Source organism: Burkholderia sp. HMSC10F09 (genome assembly GCF_001806955.1).
In the GTDB taxonomy this organism is placed as follows: domain Bacteria; phylum Pseudomonadota; class Gammaproteobacteria; order Burkholderiales; family Burkholderiaceae; genus Burkholderia; species Burkholderia multivorans.
In genome coordinates this window covers 1-21,919 of sequence record NZ_KV786671.1, presented here as the reverse complement: position 1 = coordinate 21,919, position 21,919 = coordinate 1, and the positions used below count along the sequence as shown (strand labels likewise).

Here is a 21,919-nt window from a genome sequence, read left to right as displayed (position 1 = left end):
CGATGAAGCGGACCGGATGCTCGACATGGGCTTTCTGCCCGACCTGCAGCGCATTCTGAACCTGCTGCCGAAGGAGCGTCAGACGCTGCTGTTCTCGGCGACGTTCTCGCCCGAAATCAAGAAGCTTGCGTCGACGTACCTGCGCAACCCGCAGACAATCGAAGTCGCGCGCAGCAACTCGACGAACGCGAACGTCACGCAGATCGTCTACGACGTCGCCGAAGGCGACAAGCAGGCGGCGGTCGTGCAACTGCTGCGCGATCGCGGCCTCAAGCAGGTGATCGTATTCTGCAACAGCAAGATCGGCGCGAGCCGCCTCGCGCGTCAGCTCGAACGCGACGGCGTGGTCGCATCGGCGATCCACGGCGACAAGTCGCAGCTCGAGCGGATGCAGGCGCTCGACGCGTTCAAGCGCGGCGAGATCGAGGCGCTCGTCGCGACCGACGTGGCCGCGCGCGGTCTCGACATCGCGGAACTGCCGGCCGTGATCAACTTCGATCTGCCGTTCAACGCGGAAGACTACGTGCACCGGATCGGCCGCACGGGCCGTGCGGGCGCGACCGGCGACGCGCTGTCGCTGTGCAGCCCGAACGAGCGCAAGCAGCTCGCCGATATCGAGAAACTGATCAAGCGTCCGCTCGAGATGCAGACGCTCGTGCTCGACAAGCCGGCGCGCCATCGTCATGAAGAGCGCGGCGGTGAACGCGGCGGCGAGCGCGGCGGGCGGCGCGATCGCGACGAGCATCGCGGCGCGTCGGGCCGCCGGTCGCCCGGTGCGGAGCGTGGGCATCATCGCCGCCACGAGCCGCCGGTCGACGATTTCTTCCTCAAGCCGTACGAGCCGTCGGCGCCGGCCAAGCAGGCCGAAGACGCGAAGCCGGCGCAGCCCGAGAAGAAGACGCCGAAGCGTCAGGTTGCCGCGTTGCTCGGCGGGTTCGGCATGCCGCGCAAGCCGACGAGCTGAAGCACGCGCTGAAGCGGTGCGCCGGTCGCGGATCGGCGCAGCGTGTGGAACGGAACCCCGGCGGGCGCATGCGACTTGGCATGCGCCCGTTTTTGTTGGGCATTCGGGGCTGGAGCGGCACGCGCGGCGGTGCGATGCCGTGCCGCGTGGCGTATAGGCTTGCGCGTCGCAAGCGCGCCGGGCGCTCGCTCGGCGTGGCGGCCGTTATTGCGCGTGCGGCCCGAAGCGGCGCGCCCATGCGTCGGTCGCTGCTGCGTAGAACGCATCGAGCGTCGTACCGGGCAGCGGGCGGTCGGGCGTGCTGAGTCCAAGATGTGCGGCAGCCGCCTGCAGCGCCGGCAGCGGATCGTCGCGTTCGAGCGCCGCAGCGCCCGTTTGCTTGCTGAGCTTTTCGCCGTTCGCGTCGACGACGACCGGAACATGCAGGTACGCGGGTGTCGGCACGCCGAGACAGCGCTGCAGATAGATCTGCCGGGCCGTCGAATCGAGCAGGTCGGCGCCGCGCACGACGTGCGTGATGCCGGCATCGGCGTCGTCGACGACGACTGCCAGCTGATACGCCCATTGCCCGTCCGCGCGCTTCAGCACGAAATCGCCGACTTCGGTCGCGAGATTCTGCGATTGCGCACGTTGCCAGCGATCGTCGAACGCGACGATCGCGGCATCGCCGTCCGGCACGCGCAGGCGCCAGGCGCGCGCCGGCTTGCCGTGCAGGCCCGTGCGGCACGTACCGGGATACGCGAGCGTCGTGTGGCGCTCGTGCGCGGCGCGCAGCGAATCGGCGATTTCCTTGCGCGTGCAGCCGCACGGATAGACGAGGCCGGCGGCGACGAGCCGCTCGAGCGCGGCCGCATACGCGGCTTCGCGCGTGCTCTGCCACACGGGCGGCTCGTCCGGCGTCATCCCGAAATGCGCGAGCGTCGCGAGGATGTCGTCGGCCGCGCCGGGGACCGTGCGCGGCCCGTCGATGTCCTCGATCCGCACGAGCCACGCGCCGCCGTGTGCGCGCGCATCGAGCCAGCTCGCGAGCGCGCCGACGAGCGAGCCGAAATGCAGCGGACCGGTGGGCGACGGCGCGAAGCGGCCGCGATAGCCGTTCATCGGCAGTGCGCGTGGCGCGCGCTTACGCCGCCGCGTCGGCCGTATGCGCGCAGGCCGGGCACGACTTGCCGGGCACGTAGCTCGGCGACTGCTGCGCCTCGGGCGTGACGACGGCGCGGCACGCGAAACAGGTGACGTCGCCGGCCGGCTGCAGTTCCGGCGTCAGCGCGGTGCGATAGTCGAACACGAAGCAGTCGCCGTGATAGTGCGCGCCGCCGACTTCCTCGAAGTACTTCAGGATGCCGCCTTCGAGCTGATACACGTTGTCGATGCCGATTTCCTTCATGTGGATCGCGGCCTTCTCGCAACGGATGCCGCCGGTGCAGAACGACACGACCGTCTTGCCTTCGAGGTCGGCGCGATGCGCGTCGATCACGTCGGGAAACTCGCTGAACTTGCCGATCCGGTAGTCGAGCGCGCCGTCGAACGTGCCGACGTCGACTTCGAACGCGTTGCGCGTGTCGAGCATCACGACCGGCCGGCCGTTGTCGTCGTGACCGCGATCGAGCCACGTCTTCAGCGTGCGCGCGTCGACCGACGGCGCGCGGCCGAGCTCCGGCTTGATCGCGGGCTTCTTCATCGTGATGATTTCGCGCTTCAGGCGCACGAGCATCCGGCGGAACGGCTGCGAGTCGGACAGGCTTTCCTTGAACTGCAGCGTCGCGAACTTCCCTTCGAACAGCGGATCGTGGCGGATGTAGTCGATGAACGCGTCGGTCGCTTCGCGCGTGCCGGCGACGAACAGATTGATGCCCTCCGGGGCGAGCAGGATCGTGCCGCGCAGGCCGAGTTCGTTGCAGCGCGCGGTGACGAGCGGACGCCATTGCTCGTTCGCGTCGAGCGACACGAAATGATAGGCGGCGAGGTTGACGATGGTCATGGTGTTCGGACGGTAAAACGGCCGCGGCCGTGCGAGCGCACGGCGGCCCGCAAAAAAGGGTGCGAAGCCGGGCGGAGATTCGAAAACCCGTATTATCCCGCAAACCGCGTCGTCGCCGACACCCGGCCGAACGGCCAGGCCGCGACGGCGCGCCGCCGGCATCGGCCGAACGGCCGGTACGGGGATTTTTTGGGCAGCCTGCGCGGCGACGCGGCTACAATAGCGCCCATGTCAGATCCTCGCTTCGTCCATCTCCGCGTTCACTCCGAATTCTCGATTGCCGACGGCATCGTGCGTCTCGACGACATCGTCAAGGCGGCGGCCGCCGACGGTCAGGGCGCGCTCGCGCTGACCGATCTGGGCAACGCATTCGGTCTCGTCCGTTTTTACAAGGAAGCCCGCAGCAAGGGCGTGAAGCCGATTGCCGGCTGCGACGTCTGGATCACGAATCCGGACGATCGCGACAAACCGTCGCGCCTGCTGCTGCTCGTGAAGAACAAGCGCGGCTACCTGAATCTGTGCGAGCTGCTGTCGAAGGCGTGGCTCACGAACCAGTACCGCGGGCGCGCGGAGCTCGACGCGAGCTGGCTCGAGGGCGAGCTGTCCGAAGGGCTGCTCGCGCTGTCGGGCGCGCAGCAGGGCGACATCGGCCTTGCGCTCGCGGCCGGCAACGAGGAAGCCGCGCGCCGCCATGCGCAGCGCTGGGCGAAGGTGTTCCCCGGCGGCTTCTATATCGAGCTGCAGCGCTACGGGCAGCCGGGCGCGGAGGCGTACATCCAGCAGGCCGCGACGCTCGCCGCGTCGCTGAAGCTGCCGGTCGTCGCGACGCATCCGACGCAGTTCATGACCGACGACGATTTCACCGCGCACGAGGCGCGCGTGTGCATTTCGGAAGGCGACATCCTCGCGAACCCGCGCCGCCAGAAGCGTTTCACGACCGAGCAGTATTTCCGCACGCAGGACGAAATGGTCGCGCTGTTCGCCGATCTGCCGTCCGCGATCGCGAACACGGTCGAAATCGCGAAGCGCTGCAACCTGACGCTCGAGCTCGGCAAGCCGAAGCTGCCGCTGTTCCCGACGCCGGACGGCATGTCGCTCGACGACTACCTGATCCAGCTGTCGAAGGAGGGGCTCGAAAAGCGTCTCGTGCAGCTGTATCCGGATGAGGCCGAACGCGACGCGCAGCGCGACACGTATTACAAGCGGCTCGAATTCGAGTGCGGGACCATCACGAAGATGGGCTTTCCCGGCTACTTCCTGATCGTTGCGGACTTCATCAACTGGGCGAAGAACAACGGCGTGCCGGTCGGCCCCGGCCGCGGTTCGGGCGCCGGTTCGCTGGTGGCCTACGCGCTCGGCATTACCGATCTCGATCCGCTGCGCTACAACCTGCTGTTCGAGCGCTTCCTGAACCCCGAGCGCGTGTCGATGCCCGACTTCGACATCGACTTCTGCCAGCACGGCCGCGATCGCGTGATCCAGTACGTGAAGGACAAGTACGGCGCGGACGCCGTGTCGCAGATTGCCACGTTCGGCACGATGGCCGCGAAGGCGGCCGTGCGCGACATCGGCCGCGTGCTCGACCTCGGCTACATGTTCACCGACGGCGTCGCGAAGCTGATTCCGTTCAAGCCCGGCAAGCACGTGACGATTGCCGACGCGATGAAGGAAGAGCCGCAGTTGCAGGAGCGCTACGACAACGAGGACGAGGTGCACCAGCTGCTCGACCTCGCGCAGCGCGTCGAGGGCCTGACGCGCAACGTCGGGATGCACGCCGGCGGCGTGCTGATCGCGCCCGGCAAGCTGACCGATTTCTGTCCGCTCTACACGCAGGGCGACGACGGCGGCGTCGTGAGCCAGTACGACAAGGACGACGTCGAAGCCGTCGGCCTCGTGAAGTTCGACTTTCTGGGCCTCACCACGCTGACGATTCTCGACTGGGCCGAGCGCTACATCCGCCGTCTCGACCCGTCGAAGGCCGACTGGTCGCTGTCGCAGGTGCCGCTCGACGATCCCGCTTCGTTCCAGATCCTCAAGAAGGCGAACACGGTTGCCGTGTTCCAGCTGGAAAGCCGCGGCATGCAGGGGATGCTGAAGGATGCGCAGCCCGACCGCTTCGAGGACATCATCGCGCTCGTGTCGTTGTACCGTCCGGGCCCGATGGATCTGATTCCGAGCTTCTGCGCGCGCAAGCACGGGCGCGAGAAGGTCGACTATCCGGATCCGCGCGTCGAACCCGTCCTGAAAGAGACCTACGGGATCATGGTCTATCAGGAGCAGGTGATGCAGATGGCGCAGATCATCGGCGGCTACTCGCTCGGCGGCGCGGACTTGCTGCGTCGTGCGATGGGCAAGAAGAAGCCCGAGGAGATGGTCAAGCACCGCGAGATCTTCGCCGAAGGTGCGGCGAAGAACGGGCTGTCGCGCGAGAAGTCCGACGAGATCTTCGACCTGATGGAGAAGTTCGCGGGCTACGGCTTCAACAAGTCGCACGCGGCCGCGTACGCGCTGCTCGCGTATTACACCGCGTGGCTGAAGGCGCACCATCCGGCCGAATTCATGGCGGCCAACATGACGCTCGCGATGGACGACACCGACAAGGTGAAGATCCTGTTCGACGACTGCATCATGAACAACCTCGTCGTGCTGCCGCCCGACATCAACCAGTCGCACTACCGGTTCGAGCCCGTCGCGGAGCCCGACGGCAAGCGTTCGCGCACGATCCGCTACGGTCTCGGCGCGGTGAAGGGCAGCGGCCAGAACGCGATCGAGGAGATCCTGCGTGCGCGCGAAGAAAAGCCGTTTACCGACCTGTTCGATTTCTGCGAGCGCATCGATCGCCGGATCGTGAACCGTCGCACGGTCGAGGCGCTGATCCGCGCGGGTGCGTTCGATTCGCTGAATGCGAATCGCGCGCAGCTGCTCGCGTCGGTGCCGCTCGCGATGGAAGCCGCCGAACAGGCCGAGGCGAACGCGCTGCAGGCCGGGCTGTTCGACATGGGCGCCGAATCGCCGCATGCGCACGCGCTCGTCGACGAGCCCGCATGGGACGACAAGCGCCGGCTGCAGGAAGAAAAGGGCGCGCTCGGCTTCTATCTGTCCGGCCACCTGTTCGACGCGTATCGCGACGAGGTGCGCCGCTTCGTGCGGCAGAAGATCGGCGATCTGAAGGAGGGGCGCGACAAGCTCGTCGCCGGGATCATCGCGTCGCTCCGTACGCAGATGACTCAGCGCGGCAAGATGCTGATCGCGCTGCTCGACGATGGCACGGGCCAGTGCGAAATCACGATCTTCAACGAGCAGTTCGAAGCGAACAAGGCGCTGTTCAAGGAAGACGAACTGCTGATCGTGCAGGGGCAGGCGCGCAACGACGCGTTCACCGGCGGGATTCGCTTCACGGCCGATACGGTGATGGATCTCGAACGCGCGCGCAGCCGCTATGCGCAGGCCGTGCGGCTGACGATGAACGGCAATGCCGACGCGGCCGCGCTGCGCCGCGTGCTGGAGCCGCATGTGTCGAAGCACGACCCGGCGGCCGCGAACGCGATCGACGCGCCTGCGCCGTCGCGCGGCGGACGTGATCGAGAAGGCGGGCGTCGCCAGGCGGCGCCGCTGCCGAACGGGCTTGCGGTGCAGATCCACTACAGCAACGCGCGCGCGCAGGGCGAGATGCGGCTCGGCGATGCGTGGCGCGTGAAGCCGAGCGATGCGCTGCTCGCGGAACTGCGCGCGACGTTCGGCGGTGGCGCCGTCGAGATCGCGTACTGACCGCGATTCCTGACGATCGTCGCGAGGTGTGGCCCGCGTATCGCAGCGTGCGGTACGACGGGCCGTGTTTGTATGGGCTGCCGCTTGCGCCGCACGACCGGTAAACACGCCGGCTGCCGCAAAATCCTGTACATTGCCAGCCTTGTTTAGCCAGCCTGACGGACCGATTGACGTGGCCCTGTTTTCCTCCGCCCGACAGCCCAGAACCATTCTCGTCGCCGCGCCGCGCCGGATCGGCGACGTGCTGCTGACGACGCCGCTCGTGCGTTCGCTGAAGGCCCGCTGGCCGGACGCGCAGATCGACATGCTGGTGTTTCGCGGGACCGAAGGCGTGCTCGAGCACAATCCCGACGTCCGGCGCGTGATCGTCGTCGCGCAGCGGGCCGGGTTTCGCGAGCGGCTGCGCGACGCGTTGTCGATGTGGCGCCGCTACGATCTCGCGTGCGCGGCGCTGAGCTCCGATCGGCCGCGCTTTTACAGCTGGTTCGCGGGCCGCAAGCGCGTCGGGCTCGTCGATCCCGAGCGCCTCACGTGGCTCACGCGCCTGATGCTGAACGGCATCGCGATCAATCATCACCAGTCCGCGCATACGGTCGTCAGCACGCTCGCGCTCGCGCCCGTGATCGGCATCGATCCGGTGTCCGAGGTCGTGGCGCCGGGTATCGGCGACGATCCCGAGCGTCGCGCGCGTTTCGACGCATGGCTCGCCGAATCGCCGGCCGTGCGCGCAGGCAAGCCGCTCGTCGTACTGCATCCGTATCCGATGTTCCGCTACAAACAATGGCGGCTCGACGGCTGGGTCGAGATGATCGGCTGGCTGCGCGCTCGCGGTTTCGCGGTCGCGTTGTCGGGCGGTCCCGCCGATCGCGAGCGCGAGTATGCCGAGCAGGTCGCCGCCGAAGCGGGCGGCGACGTGCTGAATCTCGTCGGGCGGCTGACGTTCGGGGAAAGCGCCGAACTCGTGCGACGCGCACGGCTCTTCATCGGGCCCGACACGGGCGCCACGCACGTCGCGGCCGCGACCGGCACCGCTACGATCGCGCTGTTCGGACCGTCCGACCCGGTGCGCTGGGGGCCCTGGCCGCAGTACTGGCCGGCCACCGAGAACCCGTGGCCGCTGCGCGGCTCGGGGCGGCACGGTAACGTGTGGCTGCTGCAGGGCGACGGCGATTGCGTGCCGTGTCGGCATGAGGGCTGCGACCGCCACGTCGACAGCCGTAGCGACTGTCTGGAGAATCTCGACGCGCAGCGCGTGAAGAGGGCGGCCGCGGAGATGCTCGGCCTCGCGCGCCCGGACCCGACCGAAGCGGTCGTCGATACGTCGCGGCTGCATCGCGCGGGCCGCGCCTGATCTGCGCCGCCGCGCTCCTTTCACGATTCACGAACGCGCGAGCGCCGCTCGAGTCACGCGGCGGCGCGAGCCATCTCGCGCGATGGAACGCGCGTGTGCCCGAATTACGCGCTGTGCCGAATCGCCGACGTCTCGCGCGGCGGCGCTTCCTTGCGCTCGCGACAGCCCAGCAGAATGCCGGCGAGCAGCATCGTCAGATGCCCTTCGGCGAAATCGAGCAGCAGCGAATTGGCGAGACTGCCGATCGTGAAGATCACCAGCCAGCCGAGCAGCAAATGACGCGAGCGCGGGTCGAACGCGGCGCTGCCGCGCGCGATCTGCACGATCAGGTTCACGAGCAGCAGCACGCCGACCGTGCCGAGCTGCACGGCCATCAGCATGTATTCGTTGTGCGGGTTCGATGTCAGCTGCCCTTCGGCGGCCGTCTTGCCGGCCGCGAGCTTCTGGAATTCGAACTCGAGGCCGCCGGCGCCATAGCCGATGGTCGGGCGCGCCAGATACAGCTGCAGTCCCTTCTTGTACCACTCGAGGCGCAGGCCGGCCGACGTCACCGCATCGCTTTGCCGATACTGCTGAACTTCGGACACGATCTGCGCGAGGCGGCCGCCGTGGATCGTGGAGGCCGCAACCACGAGGGCCGCAGCCGCGAGCAACAGCGCACCGGCGGCCAACCCCGCGCGCAACGCCGACTGCCGGCGCAGCAGCAGGACGAAACGCACGGCGACGACGAGCATCAGCAGCAGCGCGACGATCTGACCGGTGCGCCCCTGCAGCATCACGAACACGTTGACGAGCGCCCACGCGGCGACGGCCGCATAAGCCGTACGCGACAGCGCGGTGCGCGCGGCCAGCGCAAGATCGGCTGCCTGGTAGAACAGCAGCGCGCCGAACATGCCGGCCGCGATATGGTTCTTGAATACCCACGCGCGCGACACCGGCAGCGAAAACGCATGGGCCGGGCCGATCGCCGTCAAGCCGAGATAATTCGTCGTCGACAGCAGCAGGATCACGCACAGCGTGCCGAACCAGCAGCGCCGCACGATCGGGGCCCAGCCCGAATGACGAAACGCGAGCATCGCGAACGGCAACAGCAGCAGCTTGTCGTATTTCGCGACCCAGTTCCACGCCTTGTCGTGCGGCGCGACCGTGTACGCGACGCTCAACGCGAGCGCGGCCAGGATCAGCAGTGCGGCGAGCGACGCGGGTTCGGTGACGAGCGTGCGCAGGTTGCGCCAGAACTCGGGCGAGACGATCAGCGCGACGGCGAACAGCGCGCAGAACACGTTGGTCAGCGCGGTCGACACGGGCACCATGCACAGTGCGATGACGGCGAAGGCGCGGGCCGCGGTCAGGCGCCGCGAGGCGGGGGTGGAGAACGAAAGCATCGGAACCTGTCGATTGGGGCGAAGGCAGCGTCGAGCGCGGTGACCCGAAGCGCGCAGTATACGCGAAGCGGTTCCCCCGTCCCGTCCAGTCGCCTGGCGCGGATCAGCTGAACGCCCGTTTGATCCGCGAGCGCAGGAGGGCGCGCTTGAGGCGCCCTTCGACGGCCGGCGTGTCGAGCGCGAGGCGCGTGCCGGCCGGTTCGCCGCGATGCAGGTAGTAGCGGTCGAACGTCGCCTGCGTCATGCCCCATTTGTTCAGGAACTGGCGGCGTCCGTCGTTCTTGACGATCTTGCCGGTGCTCTTCTGCTGGAAGTGATAGACGAGACTGTCGCCGACGCCGAGGAAGATCCGGCAGCCGGCGTCCCAGAATTTCATCGAGAAGTCGTTGTCGCTGCTCATCCCGGGCGACAGTTCGCTGCTGTAGCCGCCGATCCGGTTCCACCAGTCGCGGTGCACGAGCGTCGGCGGCCACGTGGAGCCGAGCCAGTCCGCGCGCGCGAGCCGCGGTGCGGCGGCGACGAGCGCAGCCGCGTCGAAGTGTTCGGTATCGCGGCCGAAGTCCGCGACGACGACGCACGGATTGCGCGTATCGACCGGCTCGACCATCGTGCCCGACAGCATGAACAGATCGGTCGGCATCTGCGCGATGCGCCGTGCCAGCGCGGCATCCCAGCCGGGACAGCAGAACATGTCGTCGTTCATGTAGACGACGTAGTCGCGCGTCGCGCGCGCGGCTGCGAGATTCACCGCGTGGCAGATGCCGATGTTGCCGGGCGACGCCGTATGCTCGAGACGCTCGCTGCGCACCCAGTCGAGCGAGCCGTCCGAGCCGTCGTTCACGTGCACGATGATCTGATGCTCGTAGGCAGAATGGCGGCGCAGGCTGTCGACGACGAGCTTGAGGTACGGCAGGTTGTTCCAGGTCGGGATGATGATGGAGAACATGGCGGTCGGATTCGGTGGTCGTCGTGTCGGACGGACGGCGATTGCGCGGCGGCCCGCAGGGCGCGGCCGCGCGGGGCAGCCCGGCATTGTAACGCTGCGGCCGGCGGCGGCCGATCAGCGGGCCGGCGGGTGGCCGAGTTTCAGGAAGCGGTAATAGACGGTTTCGGCGTTGAAGACGGCGATCATGAAGCCCGCGCGGCCGTCGAGAAACCCGCGCCGCAGCACGTAAGTGCGGACGAACGCCCAGGCGCCGCGCGCGAGCGCCTTGCCGAAGCCGCCGCGCTGTCCGGCCGCGCGGCGCTGGCGGGCGCCGGCCGTCGAATAGGCGTCGAGCTTGCGCACGACCGTTTCGAAGTCCTCGTAGGAGTAGTGCATCAGCTTGCCGGACAGCCGCTGTGCCGGCGTGTCGAACACGAGGCGTTCGTGCACGAGATCGTCGGAGAAGCGCGCGGTCCCGCGCCGGAACAGGCGCGGCACCCAGTCCGGATACCAGCCGCTGTGGTGGATCCAGCGTCCGCAGAAGCTCGACAGCCGGTCGAGCGCATAGACGTCGGCGGCCGGCGTGCGGATCGCGTCGCGGATCGACTGCGCAAGTTCGGGGCTGACCACTTCGTCGGTGTCGAGCGACAGGATCCAGTCGGTATCGAGCGCGTCGAGCGCGCGGTTCTTCTGCGGGCCGAAGCCCGGCCAGTCGCGCTCGACGATCACGCGTGCACCGTGCGCCTGGGCGATCGCGACCGTGTCGTCGGTGCTGCCGCCGTCGATGACGACGATGTCGTCCGCGAAGGTCAGCGCATCGAGGCACTGCGCGAGCCGCGCGGACGCATTGAGGGCGATGAGAGCGACGCCGAGGGTGGGTTCAGCCATGAAAATCGTCGGAAAGGCGAAGAAAACGTGAGCGGCAGTATACCCGCCGGCCCGCATCGTGCCCGCGGCGTCGACCGCGGGGCGCGACGGGGCGGTGCGGCTATAATGTTGGGCCATTTTCGGCGCCGGCCCGACGGGCAGGATCCCGGGCGGGCGCGCGCCGCGCGCCGCGCCGCGGCTCAAGAAGGATCGCCTTGGAAACCCAGAACACACTTCGCAAACCGATGAACGGCACGGGCACGTCGCCGGTCACGGTCTTCAAGCGCCTGTGGCCGTATATCCGGCCGCTCGTCGGCATCGTGCTGCTCGCCATCGTCACGATGGGGATCGTGGCGGGGACCGAAGCCGGCATTCCGGCGCTGCTCAAGCCGCTCCTCGACCACGGCTTCGGTTCGCACGGCAGCGACCGCGCGAAATGGTACGTGCCGATCGCGGTGATCGGCCTCGCGCTCATCCGCGGCGTATCGCAGTACGCGTCGAATTACCTGCTCAACTACGTCTCGAACCGCATCCTGCTGCAGCTGCGTCTCGAGATGTTCCAGCGCATGATCCATACCGGCGCGTCGTTCTTCCAGCGCGAAACGGCGAGCACGGTGATCAATGCGATCGTGTTCGAGGTCAACCAGATCCTGTCGGTGCTGACCGGCGTGATGGTCACGCTCGTGCGCGATTCGCTGACGGTCGTGTTCCTGCTCGGCTATCTGTTCTACCTGAACTGGCGGCTGACGCTGATCGTCGCGGTGATCCTGCCGGGCATCGGCTGGCTGGTCAGCAAGATCAACCGGCGTTTGCGCCGCCTGAACCGCGAGCACCAGACGCTCACGAACGAGCTGTCGTACATCGTCGAAGAGACGGTCGGCGGCTACAAGGTGGTCAAGGTGCACAACGGCGAATCGTACGAGATCGACCGTTTCACGGCGATGAGCAAGCGGCTGCGCGGCTACGCGATGCGGATGACGATCTCGGGCGGGCTCGCGCAGCCTCTCACGCAGTTCCTCGCGTCGATCGCGCTCGCCGTCGTGATCACGATCGCGGTCGTGCAGTCGTCGAACGATCAGACGACGGTCGGCGGCTTCGTCGCGTTCGTCACGTCGATGCTGCTCGTGATTTCGCCGCTGAAGCACCTGATCGACGTGAATCAGCCGCTGCAGCGCGGGATGACCGCCGCCGAACTGATCTTCGGGCTGATCGACGAGCCTGCCGAACCGCAGGGCGGCGGCCGGCCGCTCGCGCGCGCACGCGGCGAAATCGAGTTCCGCGACGTGTCGTTCGATTACGGCGCGACCGAGCGGCCGACGCTCGACCGCATCTCGTTCAACGTCGCGCCGGGCGAGATGATCGCGCTTGCCGGGCCGTCCGGCAGCGGCAAGACGACGCTCGTGAACCTGCTGCCGCGTTTCTTCGATCCGACCGGCGGCGCGATTCTGCTCGACGGCGTGCCGATCGCCGAGTTCGACCTCCATGCGCTGCGCGGCCAGATGGCGATGGTGAGCCAGGACGTCGTGCTGTTCAACGACACGATCGCAGCCAACGTCGCGTACGGGCAAACGCCCGACCGCGCGCGCGTGCAGGCGGCACTCGAGGCCGCGAATCTCGCCGACGCGGTCGCCGCGATGCCGGACGGGCTCGATACGGTGGTCGGCGGCAACGGGATGCGGCTGTCGGGCGGCCAGCGCCAGCGGCTGGCGATCGCGCGCGCGATCTACAAGGATGCGCCGATCCTGATCCTCGACGAAGCGACGTCCGCGCTCGACTCCGAATCGGAGCGCCACGTGCAGGCGGCGCTCGAGCGGCTGATGGAAGGCCGCACGACGCTCGTGATCGCGCATCGACTCTCGACGATCGAGCGTGCGGACCGCATTCTCGTGCTCGAAGCCGGCAAGATCGTCGAATCGGGCAGCCACGACGAGCTGCTGCGCCACGGCGGTCTCTATGCGCACCTTCATCGGATCCAGTATCAGCAGCAGGCGGCGTGACGTGCGCAGGCTTGTCCCGCCGATATGCTAGTCTTCCCCGCGCAGTCCCGCTGTTTCCGATTCGACGTGACAACACGGAGGGAACGACAATGAAGAAGACGCACCGGATGGCGCTCGCTGCGCTGATCGCGGCCGGGTTCGCCGCACAGGGAGCCTTCGCGCAGGATCACGGCAACCACGACAATCACGGCGGCCCCGGCATGCAGCGCGGCCATGGTCCGAAGCACGTACCGCCGGGCCAGGCCAAGCGTCGCGGCGACGACCGCGACCACGACCACGACGTGCCGCCGCGCTGGGCCGACCAGCCGCGCCGCGACTGGCACAAGGGCGACCGGCTGCCGCCCGAGTTCCGCGAGCGCCAGTACGTGGTCGACGACTGGCGCGGCTATCATCTGAGCCCGCCGCCGCGCGGTTATCAGTGGGTCGGCATCGGCGGCGACTATCTGCTCGTGCAGATCGGCTCGGGCCTCGTGCTGCGCGTCGGCCCGTAACGGCGCGATTCCCATGCGGCTGCCGCGTGCGCGCGGCAGCCGCGTCACTTTCCGGCCGCCGCGCGCCGGAACCAGCGCCGTTCGACGCGCGACATCACCCAGCACACGCCGAGCGCGCACAGCGTGCCGAGCGCGACTTCACCGAGCCGCATCAGCGGAATGTCCCAGAGCGGGCCGTTGCCCGGAAACAGCAGTACGATCGTCGCGGTGACGCCGCCGAGCCGTGCCGCGCTGCCGACATTCAGACACCAGCAGCAGACGATCACGACCGCGACCGTCAGCGCATAGGCGAGCATCCGGTCGCCGCCCAGCGCCGCGCCCGCGAAGCCGAGCACGCCGCCGACCATCGCGCCGATGAACTGGTCGCGCGACAGCGACATCGTGTCCGAGTAATTGTGCTGCGTCACGGCGATCGCGGTGATCGCGGCCCACACGGCCTGCTCGGTGTGCAGCGCGCGGCCGATCGCATACGCGACGCAGGCGCCGCACACGGCCTGGAACGCCATCAGGCCGCCTTGCGCGAGCCGCTCGCCGAACGTCAGGCCCTTGAACAGATCGAAGATCGACTGCTGGATCTGCTGGCGTGCTTCGTTGAGTGTCCGGATCGTATCCATCGTGCGTCGGTCAAGAAACGGAGGACGGCGTGTGCCGCGTTCAGTGCGCCTGTTCCGGCGATGCGGCCGCTGGTTCGTCGGCCGGCGAATCGCCGTTCTCGACGCGTGTCTCCGGCATCCCGAGCCATACCAGCAGCACGGCGAGCGCGCCCGCGCCCGCGAGCCCGAAGAAGCTGACCGCATTGCCGAAATGATCGGCGACGTAGCCGGCCGCCGCGGTGCTGAGCGTCGCGCCGATCCCGGCCGCGAGCCCGAACAGGCCGATGCAGAGGTTGTAGCGCCCCTTGCCGCCCGCGACGTCGGCCGCGATGAGCGGCAGCATCACGCCGAACACGGCCGCGCTGATGCCGTCGAGCATCTGCACCGGCACGAGCAGGTAAGGGCTGCTGACGCCGGCGAACAGCAGCGCACGCACGGGCAGTGCCGAGAAGCCGAGCAGCAGGATCGGCCGGCGGCCCCAGCGCTGTGCGGAACGGCCGACCCACGGCGAGAGCATCGCGACGATTGCCTGCGGCACGATGATGCATGCCGCGATCACGAGCTGCACGTTTTCGCCCATCCCGGCCGTCACTTCGCCTGCCGCGAGGTTCAGCATCGCCGCGTTCGACAGGTGGAACAGCACGACGCACGCCGCGAAGATCAGCATCCGGCGGTCGCGCAGCAGTTCGAGCAGCGTTTCGCGCTCTTCGCTTTCATCGCTCGCATCGCGTTTCGACGACGATTGCGGGATCACCTCGTGCGTCGGCTGGATCATCGCGAGCGCGAACAGCGCGGGCAAGGCGAGCACCGCGGTCAGCCAGAACACCGCGCGCGCGGAGAAATATTCGCCGGTGAGCCCCATCAGGCCGGCGGCGACCGCGCTGCCGATCGAGGCCCAGCGCGCGTTGCGGCCGAGCCGGTCGCCGAGATCGGCGCGACCGACGAGCGAGAACGAGATCGCGGCCATCGCCGGCACGAGCATGCAGCTCGCGAAGCCGTGGAACACCTCGGCCGCGATCACCGGCACGATCGTCGGGCTCGACGCGAGCAGCACGGCGGACAGGATGATCGCCGCGATCGCCCAGGCGGCCGCGCCTTTCTTGTTCTTGAGCGCGTCGACGGCGGCGCCGCCCGGCACCTGGCTCACCATCGCGCTGATCGTGCCGATCGACAGCACCATCCCGATCTCGCCCTGCGTCCACTTGTGCGACGCGAGGTACGACGCGATGAACGGACCGAACCCGGTTTGAACGTTTGCCACGAAGAAGTTGAGCCAGTCGAGAGCGCGCAGACTGCGGACGCTGACGGAATGCTTGATCGTCATCGGGCAGTACTCGCAGACGAAGCCGGTGCCGGTGCAACGGGCGGGTAGACCGCGACGATCGGCTTGTCGGCCGCGTAGGGCGGCGCGGCCTTGATCTGTGCGTCGTTCAGGTCGAGCTGCGGATGCAGCGCCTTGTCGCGCGTGACGAAGCGCAGCGCGCCCCAGCTCGCGGCAATCGAACGGCGGTCGGTATTGACGAGGCCGCCGAGGTCGAGCACGACGGCCTGCGGCTGGGCGGCGCGGTCGATCAGCACGTCGACGACGCGGCCGATCTTCGTGCCGTTCGGGCGCTCGACGTCGCTGTCGAGCATCGGCAGCCGCGTCGTCGGCGAGGCGGCTGCCGAACCCGACAGCGGCACGGGCTTCGGCCGCGCGGCCGGCGGCAGGTCGCCCGACGGCACATCGAGCACGATCGGCTCCTGTTTGCCGCCCGGCGTGAAGCGGAACACGTTCCACGGGAAGATGACCTTGCGGTCGCCCACGCCCATGAAGCCCTGCAGGTTGACGACCATCTCGCGCGGCTTGCCGCCCGCGTCGACCACCATGTCGACCGCGCGGCCGATTACCTTGCCGTTGCGTCGCGCGACTTCGCTGTCGAGCAGCGCATGGATCTGGGTGCGATCGAGCGGGCGCGTCGCGACGATCGGCGGGGGCGGAGGCGGCGGCGGTGTCGGCGATTCGGTGCGCTGCACGGGTTTCGGGCGCGCGACCTCGTGGTGCTGTTTCTTCGGCGCTTCCGGTTCTTCCGGGCGCGTCGGCGCGGGCACGGGCGGCATCGTCAGCGGCTCGCCGGCGGTTTCCTCGACAGGCTCGACCAGCGCCTCGCTGATCGGCGCGGGCGGGTTCTGGACCGGCAGCAGCCCGCAGCCGGACAGCAGCGCGGCGGCGGCGAGAATCAGGAAGACCGTCGACGACGGCAACGACATGCGGGATGCGGGAAACGGAAGTCCGCCGCTCATTGACACTCACTCCAAGGGTCGGGGCGGGCCCGGAGGCACGCGGCTGGCGATGGATGGCGGGTGCGGGCGGCGCACCACGCGAGGTGAGAGTTTAACGTGTCTTCCTTTCAGGACCGATTTCGGTTGCGACACGGCGGCGGTTCGCCGCAGAGGTGCCCCGATCGCCGCGCGGCCGGAGGCCGCGCGAAGGGTCGCGAAACGGGCGGCGGGCCGCGTCGTGCAGCGGTTCTGCGCGCGACGGGCGGGGGAGAGGAGGCGAAGACGGGGCGTCGCCGTCAGCCGCGCGTGCGGACGACGACGCGTGCAGACGCGCGCACGCGCGAGGCGTTTACGCGAGCGGATACCAGGCGTCGGTGAATTCGCTGACTTCGACGTCGGTCAGCTCGGGGCGCGCGGCGAGCCATGCGCGTACCGCTTCGCGGTCCGCCTCGGTGGTCGTGCCGCGCGGCGCGCCGGAAATCACGTACGCGCCGATGCCGTCGTCGGCGGACGCGACGGTCAGCAGCCCGTTCGCTTCGACGAAATCGATGAACGCATCGATCAGCTGACCGCGCTCGAGGTCGCTCAGCTCGCCGCGATATTGCGCGGTCGCGTTGAACGCGAGTTCCTGGAATTCGCCGATGTGGAGTTTCTTGCGCTGACGGCGGTTGTGGCGTTGGCTCATGATGCGGGATGAATGAGAGTGGGGAACGGAATGCGCCGCGCGCCGCACGATGCGGCGCCGCGGCGCTTGCGCGCACGGATTGCGCGCGGCTGCTACATCAGCACGATATCGTACTGCTCCTGGCTCAGGTTCGATTCGACCTGCAGCGACACCGGCTTGCCGATGAAGTCGATCAGCATCGCGAGATGCTGCGACTCCTCGTCGAGAAACAGGTCGATCACCTGCTGCGCGGCGATCACGCGGAATTCGCGCGGATTGAACTGGCGCGATTCGCGCAGGATCTCGCGCAGGATGTCGTAGCAGACGGTACGCGACGTCTTCACCTGGCCCTTGCCCTGGCACGTCGGACACGGCTCGCACAGCACGTGCGCGAGCGATTCGCGCGTGCGCTTGCGCGTCATCTCGACGAGCCCGAGCTGCGAGAAGCCGTTGACCGTCACGCGCGTGCGGTCGCGCGACAGCGCCTTCTTCAGCTCGGACAGCACCGCGTCGCGATGCTCGGCGTTCTCCATGTCGATGAAGTCGATGATGATGATCCCGCCGAGATTGCGCAGCCGCAGCTGCCGCGCGATCGTGTGCGCGGCCTCGAGGTTGGTCTTGAAGATCGTGTCGTCGAAGTTGCGCGCGCCGACGTAGCCGCCGGTGTTCACGTCGATCGTCGTCATCGCCTCGGTCTGGTCGATCATCAGATAGCCGCCCGATTTCAGATCGACGCGACGCGACAGCGCACGCTGGATCTCCGTTTCGATGTTGTAGAGGTCGAACAGCGGCCGCTCGCCGGTGTAGTGGTGCAGCTTCGGGCTCACGGCCGGCGTGAACTCGGCCGCGAATTCCGCGAGGCGCTGATACGTTTCGCGCGAATCGACCTGGATGCGCGTCGTGTCGTCGTTCGCGAAATCGCGCAGCACGCGCTGCGCGAGATCGAGATCCTGATAGAGCAGGCTCGTCGCCGGCAGCCGCTGCGCCTGCGCGACGATCGTCGCCCAGGTCTTGCGCAGATAGGCGACGTCGGCCGCCAGTTCTTCGGACGTCGCGTCTTCGGCGATCGTGCGCACGATATAGCCGCCTTTCTCGTCCGGCGGAATCACGGCCGTCAGGCGCGCGCGCACGGCTTCGCGCTCGGCCTCGCTCTCGATCTTCTGCGAGATGCCGATGTGCGGCTCCTGCGGCAGATAGACGAGCGTGCGGCCCGCGATGCTGACCTGCGTCGACAGCCGTGCGCCCTTCGTGCCGATCGGATCCTTGATCACCTGGACCATCAGCGTCTGGCCCTCGAACACGGTTTTCTCGATCGGCTGGTGGTGGGCCGCGCCCGACGGCGGCTCGCCGGCGATGCGCGGCTGCCAGATGTCGGCGACGTGCAGGAACGCCGCGCGTTCGAGGCCGATGTCGATGAACGCCGACTGCATGCCGGGCAGCACGCGCACGACCTTGCCGAGATAGATGTTGCCGACGCGTCCGCGCGACAGCGTGCGCTCGACGTGAAGCTCCTGCACCGCGCCTTGCTGCACGAGTGCGACGCGCGTTTCCTGCGGCGTGAGGTTGATCAGGATTTCTTCGTTCATGGTGCGGTTCAGAAGGCGACGCGCGCGGCGCGCAGCAGCGCGGCTGTCTCAAAAAGGGGCAGACCCATGATACCCGAATGGGAGCCGTCGATTCGCTCCACGAACTCGGCCGCGCGCCCCTGGATCGCGTATGCGCCGGCCTTGCCGAACGGTTCCCCGGTATCCACGTAGCGCATCAGCGCATCGCGCGGCGCGGCCGCGAAGCGCACCGACGAGCGCGACAGCGCGGGCGGCAGCAGCGCGCCGTCCGCGCCGATCACCGCGACGGCGGTCAGCACCTCGTGCGCGCGGCCCGCGAGACGCGTCAGCATCGCGAGCGCATCGTCGGCGTCGGCCGGCTTGCCGAGAATCGCGCCGTCGATCGTCACCGTCGTGTCGGCGACCAGTACCGGCGCGGCCGGCTTGCCGCTCGCGACGAGCCGCGCACGTGCGGCCTCGGCTTTCGCGACGGTCACGCGCCGCACGTATGTGTCGGCGGCTTCGCCGGGCAGCTCGGCTTCGAGCGCCTCGGCGTCTTCGTCGGCGCGCGGCAGCAGCAGTTCGAAACGCACGCCGATCTGCTGCAGCAGTTCCTGGCGGCGTGGGCTTTGCGAAGCGAGGTAAAGGGTCGGGAAAAGGGCGGGGGACAGGCTGGACGGCATGGTGTCGTTATCTCGTTGAGCGCGCGGGCCGCGCGTCGCGAGGACGACGCGTCATGCGCGGTGATAAGGGTGATTCTGCGTGATGCTCCACGCCCGGTAAAGCTGTTCGGCGAGCAGCACGCGCACCATCCCGTGCGGCAGCGTCATGCTCGAGATGCGCAGCAGCAGGTCGGCGCGCGCTTTCAGTTCCGGATCGAGACCGTCGGCGCCGCCGATCACGAACGCGACGTCACGGCCGTCCTGCTGCCAGCCGGGCAGCGCCTGCGCGAGCTGCATCGTGGTCCAGTCGCGGCCGCGCTCGTCGAGCGCGACGATGCGCGCTCCCTTCGGCAGCGCGGCGTCGATCTTCTGCCGCTCGGCCGCCATGACGCTTTCCGCGCTGCGGCCGCCGGATCGTAATTCGGGCTTGATCTCGCGCAGTTCGATGCGCAACTCGGGCGGCATCCGTTTCGCGTATTCGTCGAAGCCGGACGCGATCCAGCCGGGCATCTTGTGGCCGACCGCGAGGATGAAGAGCTTCATCGGCGACGCTTAGCGACGGCGCGCGGGGGCCTTGCGTGCGGGACGGGCGGGTGCGTCGCCGGCTTCGTCTTCGTCCTCGTCGTCGGCGGCCGTCGCGCCGTTCGGGCCCTTGCCGCCGCCGAGCTTCATCCGCACCGGCTTGTCGCCCCAGATTTCCTCGAGGTTGTAGTACTGGCGCAGTGCCGGTTGCAGGATGTGCACGACGGCGTCGCCGCAGTCGACCAGCACCCATTCGCCGGTGTCTTCGCCCTCGGAGCTGACGACGTCGCCGCCGGCTTCCTTGACCTTCTCGCGCACGTTCGACGCGAGCGCCTTGGTCTGGCGGTTCGACGTGCCCGATGCGACGACCACGCGGTCGAACAGCTCGGTCAGGTGGCTGGTGTTGAACACCTTGATGTCTTGCGCCTTGACGTCTTCGAGGGCGTCGACGATCACGCGCTGCAGTTTGCGGATATCCATGGAGTCAGGAATGGTAGAGACGATGTTGAAGAATATAGGCCCATACGGCGGCCGGCACATGTTCGGCCGGCGCGTCGGGCATGTGCGCGTGCCGCGCGATGCATGCGCGCAGATGCGCGCGGATGTCGGTTGCGGCGATGTCGAACGCGAGCGTCGTGTCGATCAGCAGATGGCCGCTCGGCGTGGCCTTCAGCACGTCGGCGCCGGCTTTACGCGCGGCGATCTCGCGCGCGACGGCCGGCGATGCGGTGCCGAGGTCGAAACCGGGCCGCGTCGCCGCGCACACGTGCGCGTAGTCGAACAGCTTGCGCCAGTCGCGCCACGTGTCGAGGCGCACGAGCTGATCCGCACCGATCAGCAGCGACAGCGACGCGTCGGGACCGATCCGTTCGCGCCAGCGCGCGAGCGTCTCGACCGTGTAGGTCGGGCCGTCGTGCTCGATCTCGTCGGTCGCGACCTCGACGCGCACGCCGGGCAGCACAAGCGAGCCGGCCGCGGCGCGCGTCATCGCGAGCCGGTGCTCGGCGGCCGACACGTCGCGCTTCTGGTACGGCTGCCCGGCGGGCAGCAGCACGAGCTCGGTGAGGCCGAGCACGTCGGCGAAGCGCCGCGCGAGCGCGAGATGGCCGTCGTGAATCGGGTCGAACGTGCCGCCCAGCAGGCCGATGCGACGCGATAGCGGGCGCGGCTGCGGGGCGGGGCGGGCGGTGGTGTTCAGAAACGCGTCCTCTCGTAGGGGCGGCAGGCGACGGGCTCAGACCCAGTCGCGCGGCACGATGAAGTCGCTGTACAGGCGCGCTTCCGGCGAGCCGGGCTCGGGCTGCCAGTTGTAGCGCCAGTTCGCGACGGGCGGCATCGACATCAGGATCGACTCGGTCCGGCCGCCGCTTTGCAGGCCGAATAGCGTGCCGCGGTCGAACACGAGGTTGAATTCGACGTAGCGGCCGCGGCGGTACGCCTGGAAATCGCGCTCGCGCTCGCCGTACGGCAGCGCCGCGCGGCGCTCGACGATCGGCAGATACGCGGGCAGGAAGGCGTCGCCGACGCTCTGCATCATTTCAAACGAACGTTCGAAGCCGGGCTCGGAGAAATCGTCGAAGAAGATCCCGCCGACGCCGCGCATCTCGTTGCGGTGCTTGAGGAAGAAATACTCGTCGCACCACTTCTTGAAGCGCGGATACAGCTCGGCGCCGAACGGATCGAGCGCGTCCTTGCAGGTGCGATGGAAGTGCCGCGCGTCGTCCTCGAAGCCGTAAACCGGTGTCAGATCCATGCCGCCGCCGAACCAGAAGATCGGCGCTTCGCCGGGCTTCGTCGCGATCAGCATCCGCACGTTCATGTGCACGGTCGGGCAGTACGGATTGCGCGGATGCAGCACCAGCGACACGCCGAGCGCCTCGAACCCGCGCCCCGCGAGCTGCGGCCGCGCGGCGCTCGCGGACGGCGGCAGCGCGTCGCCCGCC

20 protein-coding genes are annotated in these 21,919 nt (G+C 68.3%); 5 read left to right on the top strand and 15 right to left on the bottom strand.

Annotated features, from left to right (window positions below; genetic code table 11):
• A partial coding sequence (locus HMPREF3115_RS32375; RefSeq protein WP_256276129.1) for a DEAD/DEAH box helicase occupies window positions 1–964 on the top strand: 964 nt, incomplete at its 5' end.
• Window positions 965–1,168: 204 nt separating this feature from the next.
• On the opposite strand, the gene gluQRS is transcribed toward HMPREF3115_RS32375, so the two are convergent.
• On the bottom strand, window positions 1,169–2,065 hold the full coding sequence (gene gluQRS / locus HMPREF3115_RS11600; protein ID WP_060182481.1) for a tRNA glutamyl-Q(34) synthetase GluQRS: 897 nt from the start codon (window positions 2,063–2,065) through the stop codon (window positions 1,169–1,171).
• Window positions 2,066–2,087: 22 nt separating this feature from the next.
• The gene (locus HMPREF3115_RS11595) at window positions 2,088–2,945 is read right to left on the bottom strand and encodes a sulfurtransferase (protein ID WP_006398724.1); all 858 of its coding nucleotides are present in this window, start codon (window positions 2,943–2,945) and stop codon (window positions 2,088–2,090) included.
• Between the two features lie 228 nt (window positions 2,946–3,173).
• Here HMPREF3115_RS11595 and dnaE point away from each other — a divergent pair, with 228 nt between their 5' ends.
• Window positions 3,174–6,713, top strand: coding sequence for a DNA polymerase III subunit alpha (gene dnaE, locus HMPREF3115_RS11590; RefSeq protein ID WP_006405613.1), 3,540 nt, complete (start codon window positions 3,174–3,176; stop codon window positions 6,711–6,713).
• 172 nt (window positions 6,714–6,885) lie between these two features.
• Window positions 6,886–8,064 (top strand): glycosyltransferase family 9 protein, encoded by a 1,179-nt coding sequence (locus HMPREF3115_RS11585; protein WP_070554473.1) that lies wholly within the window; start codon window positions 6,886–6,888, stop codon window positions 8,062–8,064.
• Window positions 8,065–8,168: 104 nt separating this feature from the next.
• Here the strand turns inward: HMPREF3115_RS11585 and HMPREF3115_RS11580 are convergent, their stop codons facing one another.
• The 3 genes from HMPREF3115_RS11580 to HMPREF3115_RS11570 all read right to left on the bottom strand — a co-directional run bounded on the left by HMPREF3115_RS11580 (window position 8,169) and on the right by HMPREF3115_RS11570 (window position 11,262).
• A complete protein-coding gene (locus tag HMPREF3115_RS11580; protein ID WP_070554471.1) occupies window positions 8,169–9,449 on the bottom strand; it encodes an O-antigen ligase family protein in 1,281 nt (426 codons plus the stop codon).
• A gap of 103 nt (window positions 9,450–9,552) precedes the next feature.
• Complete coding sequence (locus tag HMPREF3115_RS11575; RefSeq protein ID WP_006405610.1) at window positions 9,553–10,395, bottom strand: glycosyltransferase family 2 protein; 843 nt, start codon at window positions 10,393–10,395, stop codon at window positions 9,553–9,555.
• A 114-nt stretch (window positions 10,396–10,509) separates the two neighbouring features.
• Window positions 10,510–11,262, bottom strand: a complete 753-nt coding sequence (locus HMPREF3115_RS11570; RefSeq protein WP_035488749.1) for a glycosyltransferase family 2 protein — start codon at window positions 11,260–11,262, stop codon at window positions 10,510–10,512.
• A gap of 224 nt (window positions 11,263–11,486) precedes the next feature.
• On the opposite strand from HMPREF3115_RS11570, the gene msbA reads away from it, so the two are divergent.
• Both msbA and HMPREF3115_RS11560 read left to right on the top strand, forming a co-directional pair.
• Complete coding sequence (gene msbA / locus HMPREF3115_RS11565) at window positions 11,487–13,238, top strand: lipid A export permease/ATP-binding protein MsbA (RefSeq protein WP_035945889.1); 1,752 nt, start codon at window positions 11,487–11,489, stop codon at window positions 13,236–13,238.
• Window positions 13,239–13,327: 89 nt separating this feature from the next.
• Window positions 13,328–13,729, top strand: a complete 402-nt coding sequence (locus HMPREF3115_RS11560; protein WP_070554469.1) for an RcnB family protein — start codon at window positions 13,328–13,330, stop codon at window positions 13,727–13,729.
• A gap of 44 nt (window positions 13,730–13,773) precedes the next feature.
• On the opposite strand, the gene HMPREF3115_RS11555 is transcribed toward HMPREF3115_RS11560, so the two are convergent.
• The 10 genes from HMPREF3115_RS11555 to hemF form a co-directional block, all read right to left on the bottom strand.
• Window positions 13,774–14,343, bottom strand: coding sequence for an FUSC family protein (locus HMPREF3115_RS11555; protein WP_053296997.1), 570 nt, complete (start codon window positions 14,341–14,343; stop codon window positions 13,774–13,776).
• A gap of 40 nt (window positions 14,344–14,383) precedes the next feature.
• Window positions 14,384–15,646, bottom strand: coding sequence for an MFS transporter (locus tag HMPREF3115_RS11550; RefSeq protein ID WP_006405606.1), 1,263 nt, complete (start codon window positions 15,644–15,646; stop codon window positions 14,384–14,386).
• Window positions 15,643–16,605, bottom strand: coding sequence for a PRC-barrel domain-containing protein (locus tag HMPREF3115_RS11545; RefSeq protein WP_006409054.1), 963 nt, complete (start codon window positions 16,603–16,605; stop codon window positions 15,643–15,645). Before HMPREF3115_RS11545 ends, HMPREF3115_RS11550 begins: the two co-directional genes overlap by 4 nt.
• Window positions 16,606–16,933: 328 nt before the next feature.
• A complete protein-coding gene (locus HMPREF3115_RS11540) occupies window positions 16,934–17,269 on the bottom strand; it encodes a YggL 50S ribosome-binding family protein (RefSeq protein ID WP_006405604.1) in 336 nt (111 codons plus the stop codon).
• Between the two features lie 92 nt (window positions 17,270–17,361).
• The gene (rng, locus tag HMPREF3115_RS11535; protein ID WP_006398737.1) at window positions 17,362–18,834 is read right to left on the bottom strand and encodes a ribonuclease G; all 1,473 of its coding nucleotides are present in this window, start codon (window positions 18,832–18,834) and stop codon (window positions 17,362–17,364) included.
• Between the two features lie 8 nt (window positions 18,835–18,842).
• Window positions 18,843–19,475, bottom strand: coding sequence for a Maf family protein (locus HMPREF3115_RS11530; protein WP_006398738.1), 633 nt, complete (start codon window positions 19,473–19,475; stop codon window positions 18,843–18,845).
• Between the two features lie 51 nt (window positions 19,476–19,526).
• Window positions 19,527–19,997 (bottom strand): 23S rRNA (pseudouridine(1915)-N(3))-methyltransferase RlmH, encoded by a 471-nt coding sequence (rlmH, locus tag HMPREF3115_RS11525; RefSeq protein ID WP_006415290.1) that lies wholly within the window; start codon window positions 19,995–19,997, stop codon window positions 19,527–19,529.
• Between the two features lie 9 nt (window positions 19,998–20,006).
• Window positions 20,007–20,456 (bottom strand): ribosome silencing factor, encoded by a 450-nt coding sequence (gene rsfS, locus HMPREF3115_RS11520; protein WP_006398740.1) that lies wholly within the window; start codon window positions 20,454–20,456, stop codon window positions 20,007–20,009.
• A 4-nt stretch (window positions 20,457–20,460) separates the two neighbouring features.
• Window positions 20,461–21,201: a nicotinate-nucleotide adenylyltransferase gene (locus HMPREF3115_RS11515; protein ID WP_100085606.1), complete on the bottom strand. Its 741-nt coding sequence runs from the start codon at window positions 21,199–21,201 to the stop codon at window positions 20,461–20,463.
• A gap of 9 nt (window positions 21,202–21,210) precedes the next feature.
• The coding region (gene hemF, locus HMPREF3115_RS11510) for an oxygen-dependent coproporphyrinogen oxidase (protein WP_070554467.1) at window positions 21,211–21,919 on the bottom strand (709 nt) is incomplete at its 5' end.

Excerpts from the sequence above, each read along its gene's own strand:
- gluQRS (WP_060182481.1), bottom strand. The coding sequence starts at position 2,065 with ATGAACGGCTATCGCGGCCGCTTCGCGCCGTCGCCCACCGGTCCGCTG.
- HMPREF3115_RS11595 (WP_006398724.1), bottom strand. The coding sequence starts at position 2,945 with ATGACCATCGTCAACCTCGCCGCCTATCATTTCGTGTCGCTCGACGCG.
- dnaE (WP_006405613.1), top strand. The coding sequence starts at position 3,174 with ATGTCAGATCCTCGCTTCGTCCATCTCCGCGTTCACTCCGAATTCTCG.
- HMPREF3115_RS11580 (WP_070554471.1), bottom strand. The coding sequence starts at position 9,449 with ATGCTTTCGTTCTCCACCCCCGCCTCGCGGCGCCTGACCGCGGCCCGC.
- HMPREF3115_RS11575 (WP_006405610.1), bottom strand. The coding sequence starts at position 10,395 with ATGTTCTCCATCATCATCCCGACCTGGAACAACCTGCCGTACCTCAAG.
- HMPREF3115_RS11570 (WP_035488749.1), bottom strand. The coding sequence starts at position 11,262 with ATGGCTGAACCCACCCTCGGCGTCGCTCTCATCGCCCTCAATGCGTCC.
- msbA (WP_035945889.1), top strand. The coding sequence starts at position 11,487 with ATGAACGGCACGGGCACGTCGCCGGTCACGGTCTTCAAGCGCCTGTGG.
- HMPREF3115_RS11560 (WP_070554469.1), top strand. The coding sequence starts at position 13,328 with ATGAAGAAGACGCACCGGATGGCGCTCGCTGCGCTGATCGCGGCCGGG.
- HMPREF3115_RS11555 (WP_053296997.1), bottom strand. The coding sequence starts at position 14,343 with ATGGATACGATCCGGACACTCAACGAAGCACGCCAGCAGATCCAGCAG.
- HMPREF3115_RS11550 (WP_006405606.1), bottom strand. The coding sequence starts at position 15,646 with ATGACGATCAAGCATTCCGTCAGCGTCCGCAGTCTGCGCGCTCTCGAC.
- HMPREF3115_RS11545 (WP_006409054.1), bottom strand. The coding sequence starts at position 16,605 with ATGAGCGGCGGACTTCCGTTTCCCGCATCCCGCATGTCGTTGCCGTCG.
- HMPREF3115_RS11540 (WP_006405604.1), bottom strand. The coding sequence starts at position 17,269 with ATGAGCCAACGCCACAACCGCCGTCAGCGCAAGAAACTCCACATCGGC.
- rng (WP_006398737.1), bottom strand. The coding sequence starts at position 18,834 with ATGAACGAAGAAATCCTGATCAACCTCACGCCGCAGGAAACGCGCGTC.
- HMPREF3115_RS11530 (WP_006398738.1), bottom strand. The coding sequence starts at position 19,475 with ATGCCGTCCAGCCTGTCCCCCGCCCTTTTCCCGACCCTTTACCTCGCT.
- rlmH (WP_006415290.1), bottom strand. The coding sequence starts at position 19,997 with ATGAAGCTCTTCATCCTCGCGGTCGGCCACAAGATGCCCGGCTGGATC.
- rsfS (WP_006398740.1), bottom strand. The coding sequence starts at position 20,456 with ATGGATATCCGCAAACTGCAGCGCGTGATCGTCGACGCCCTCGAAGAC.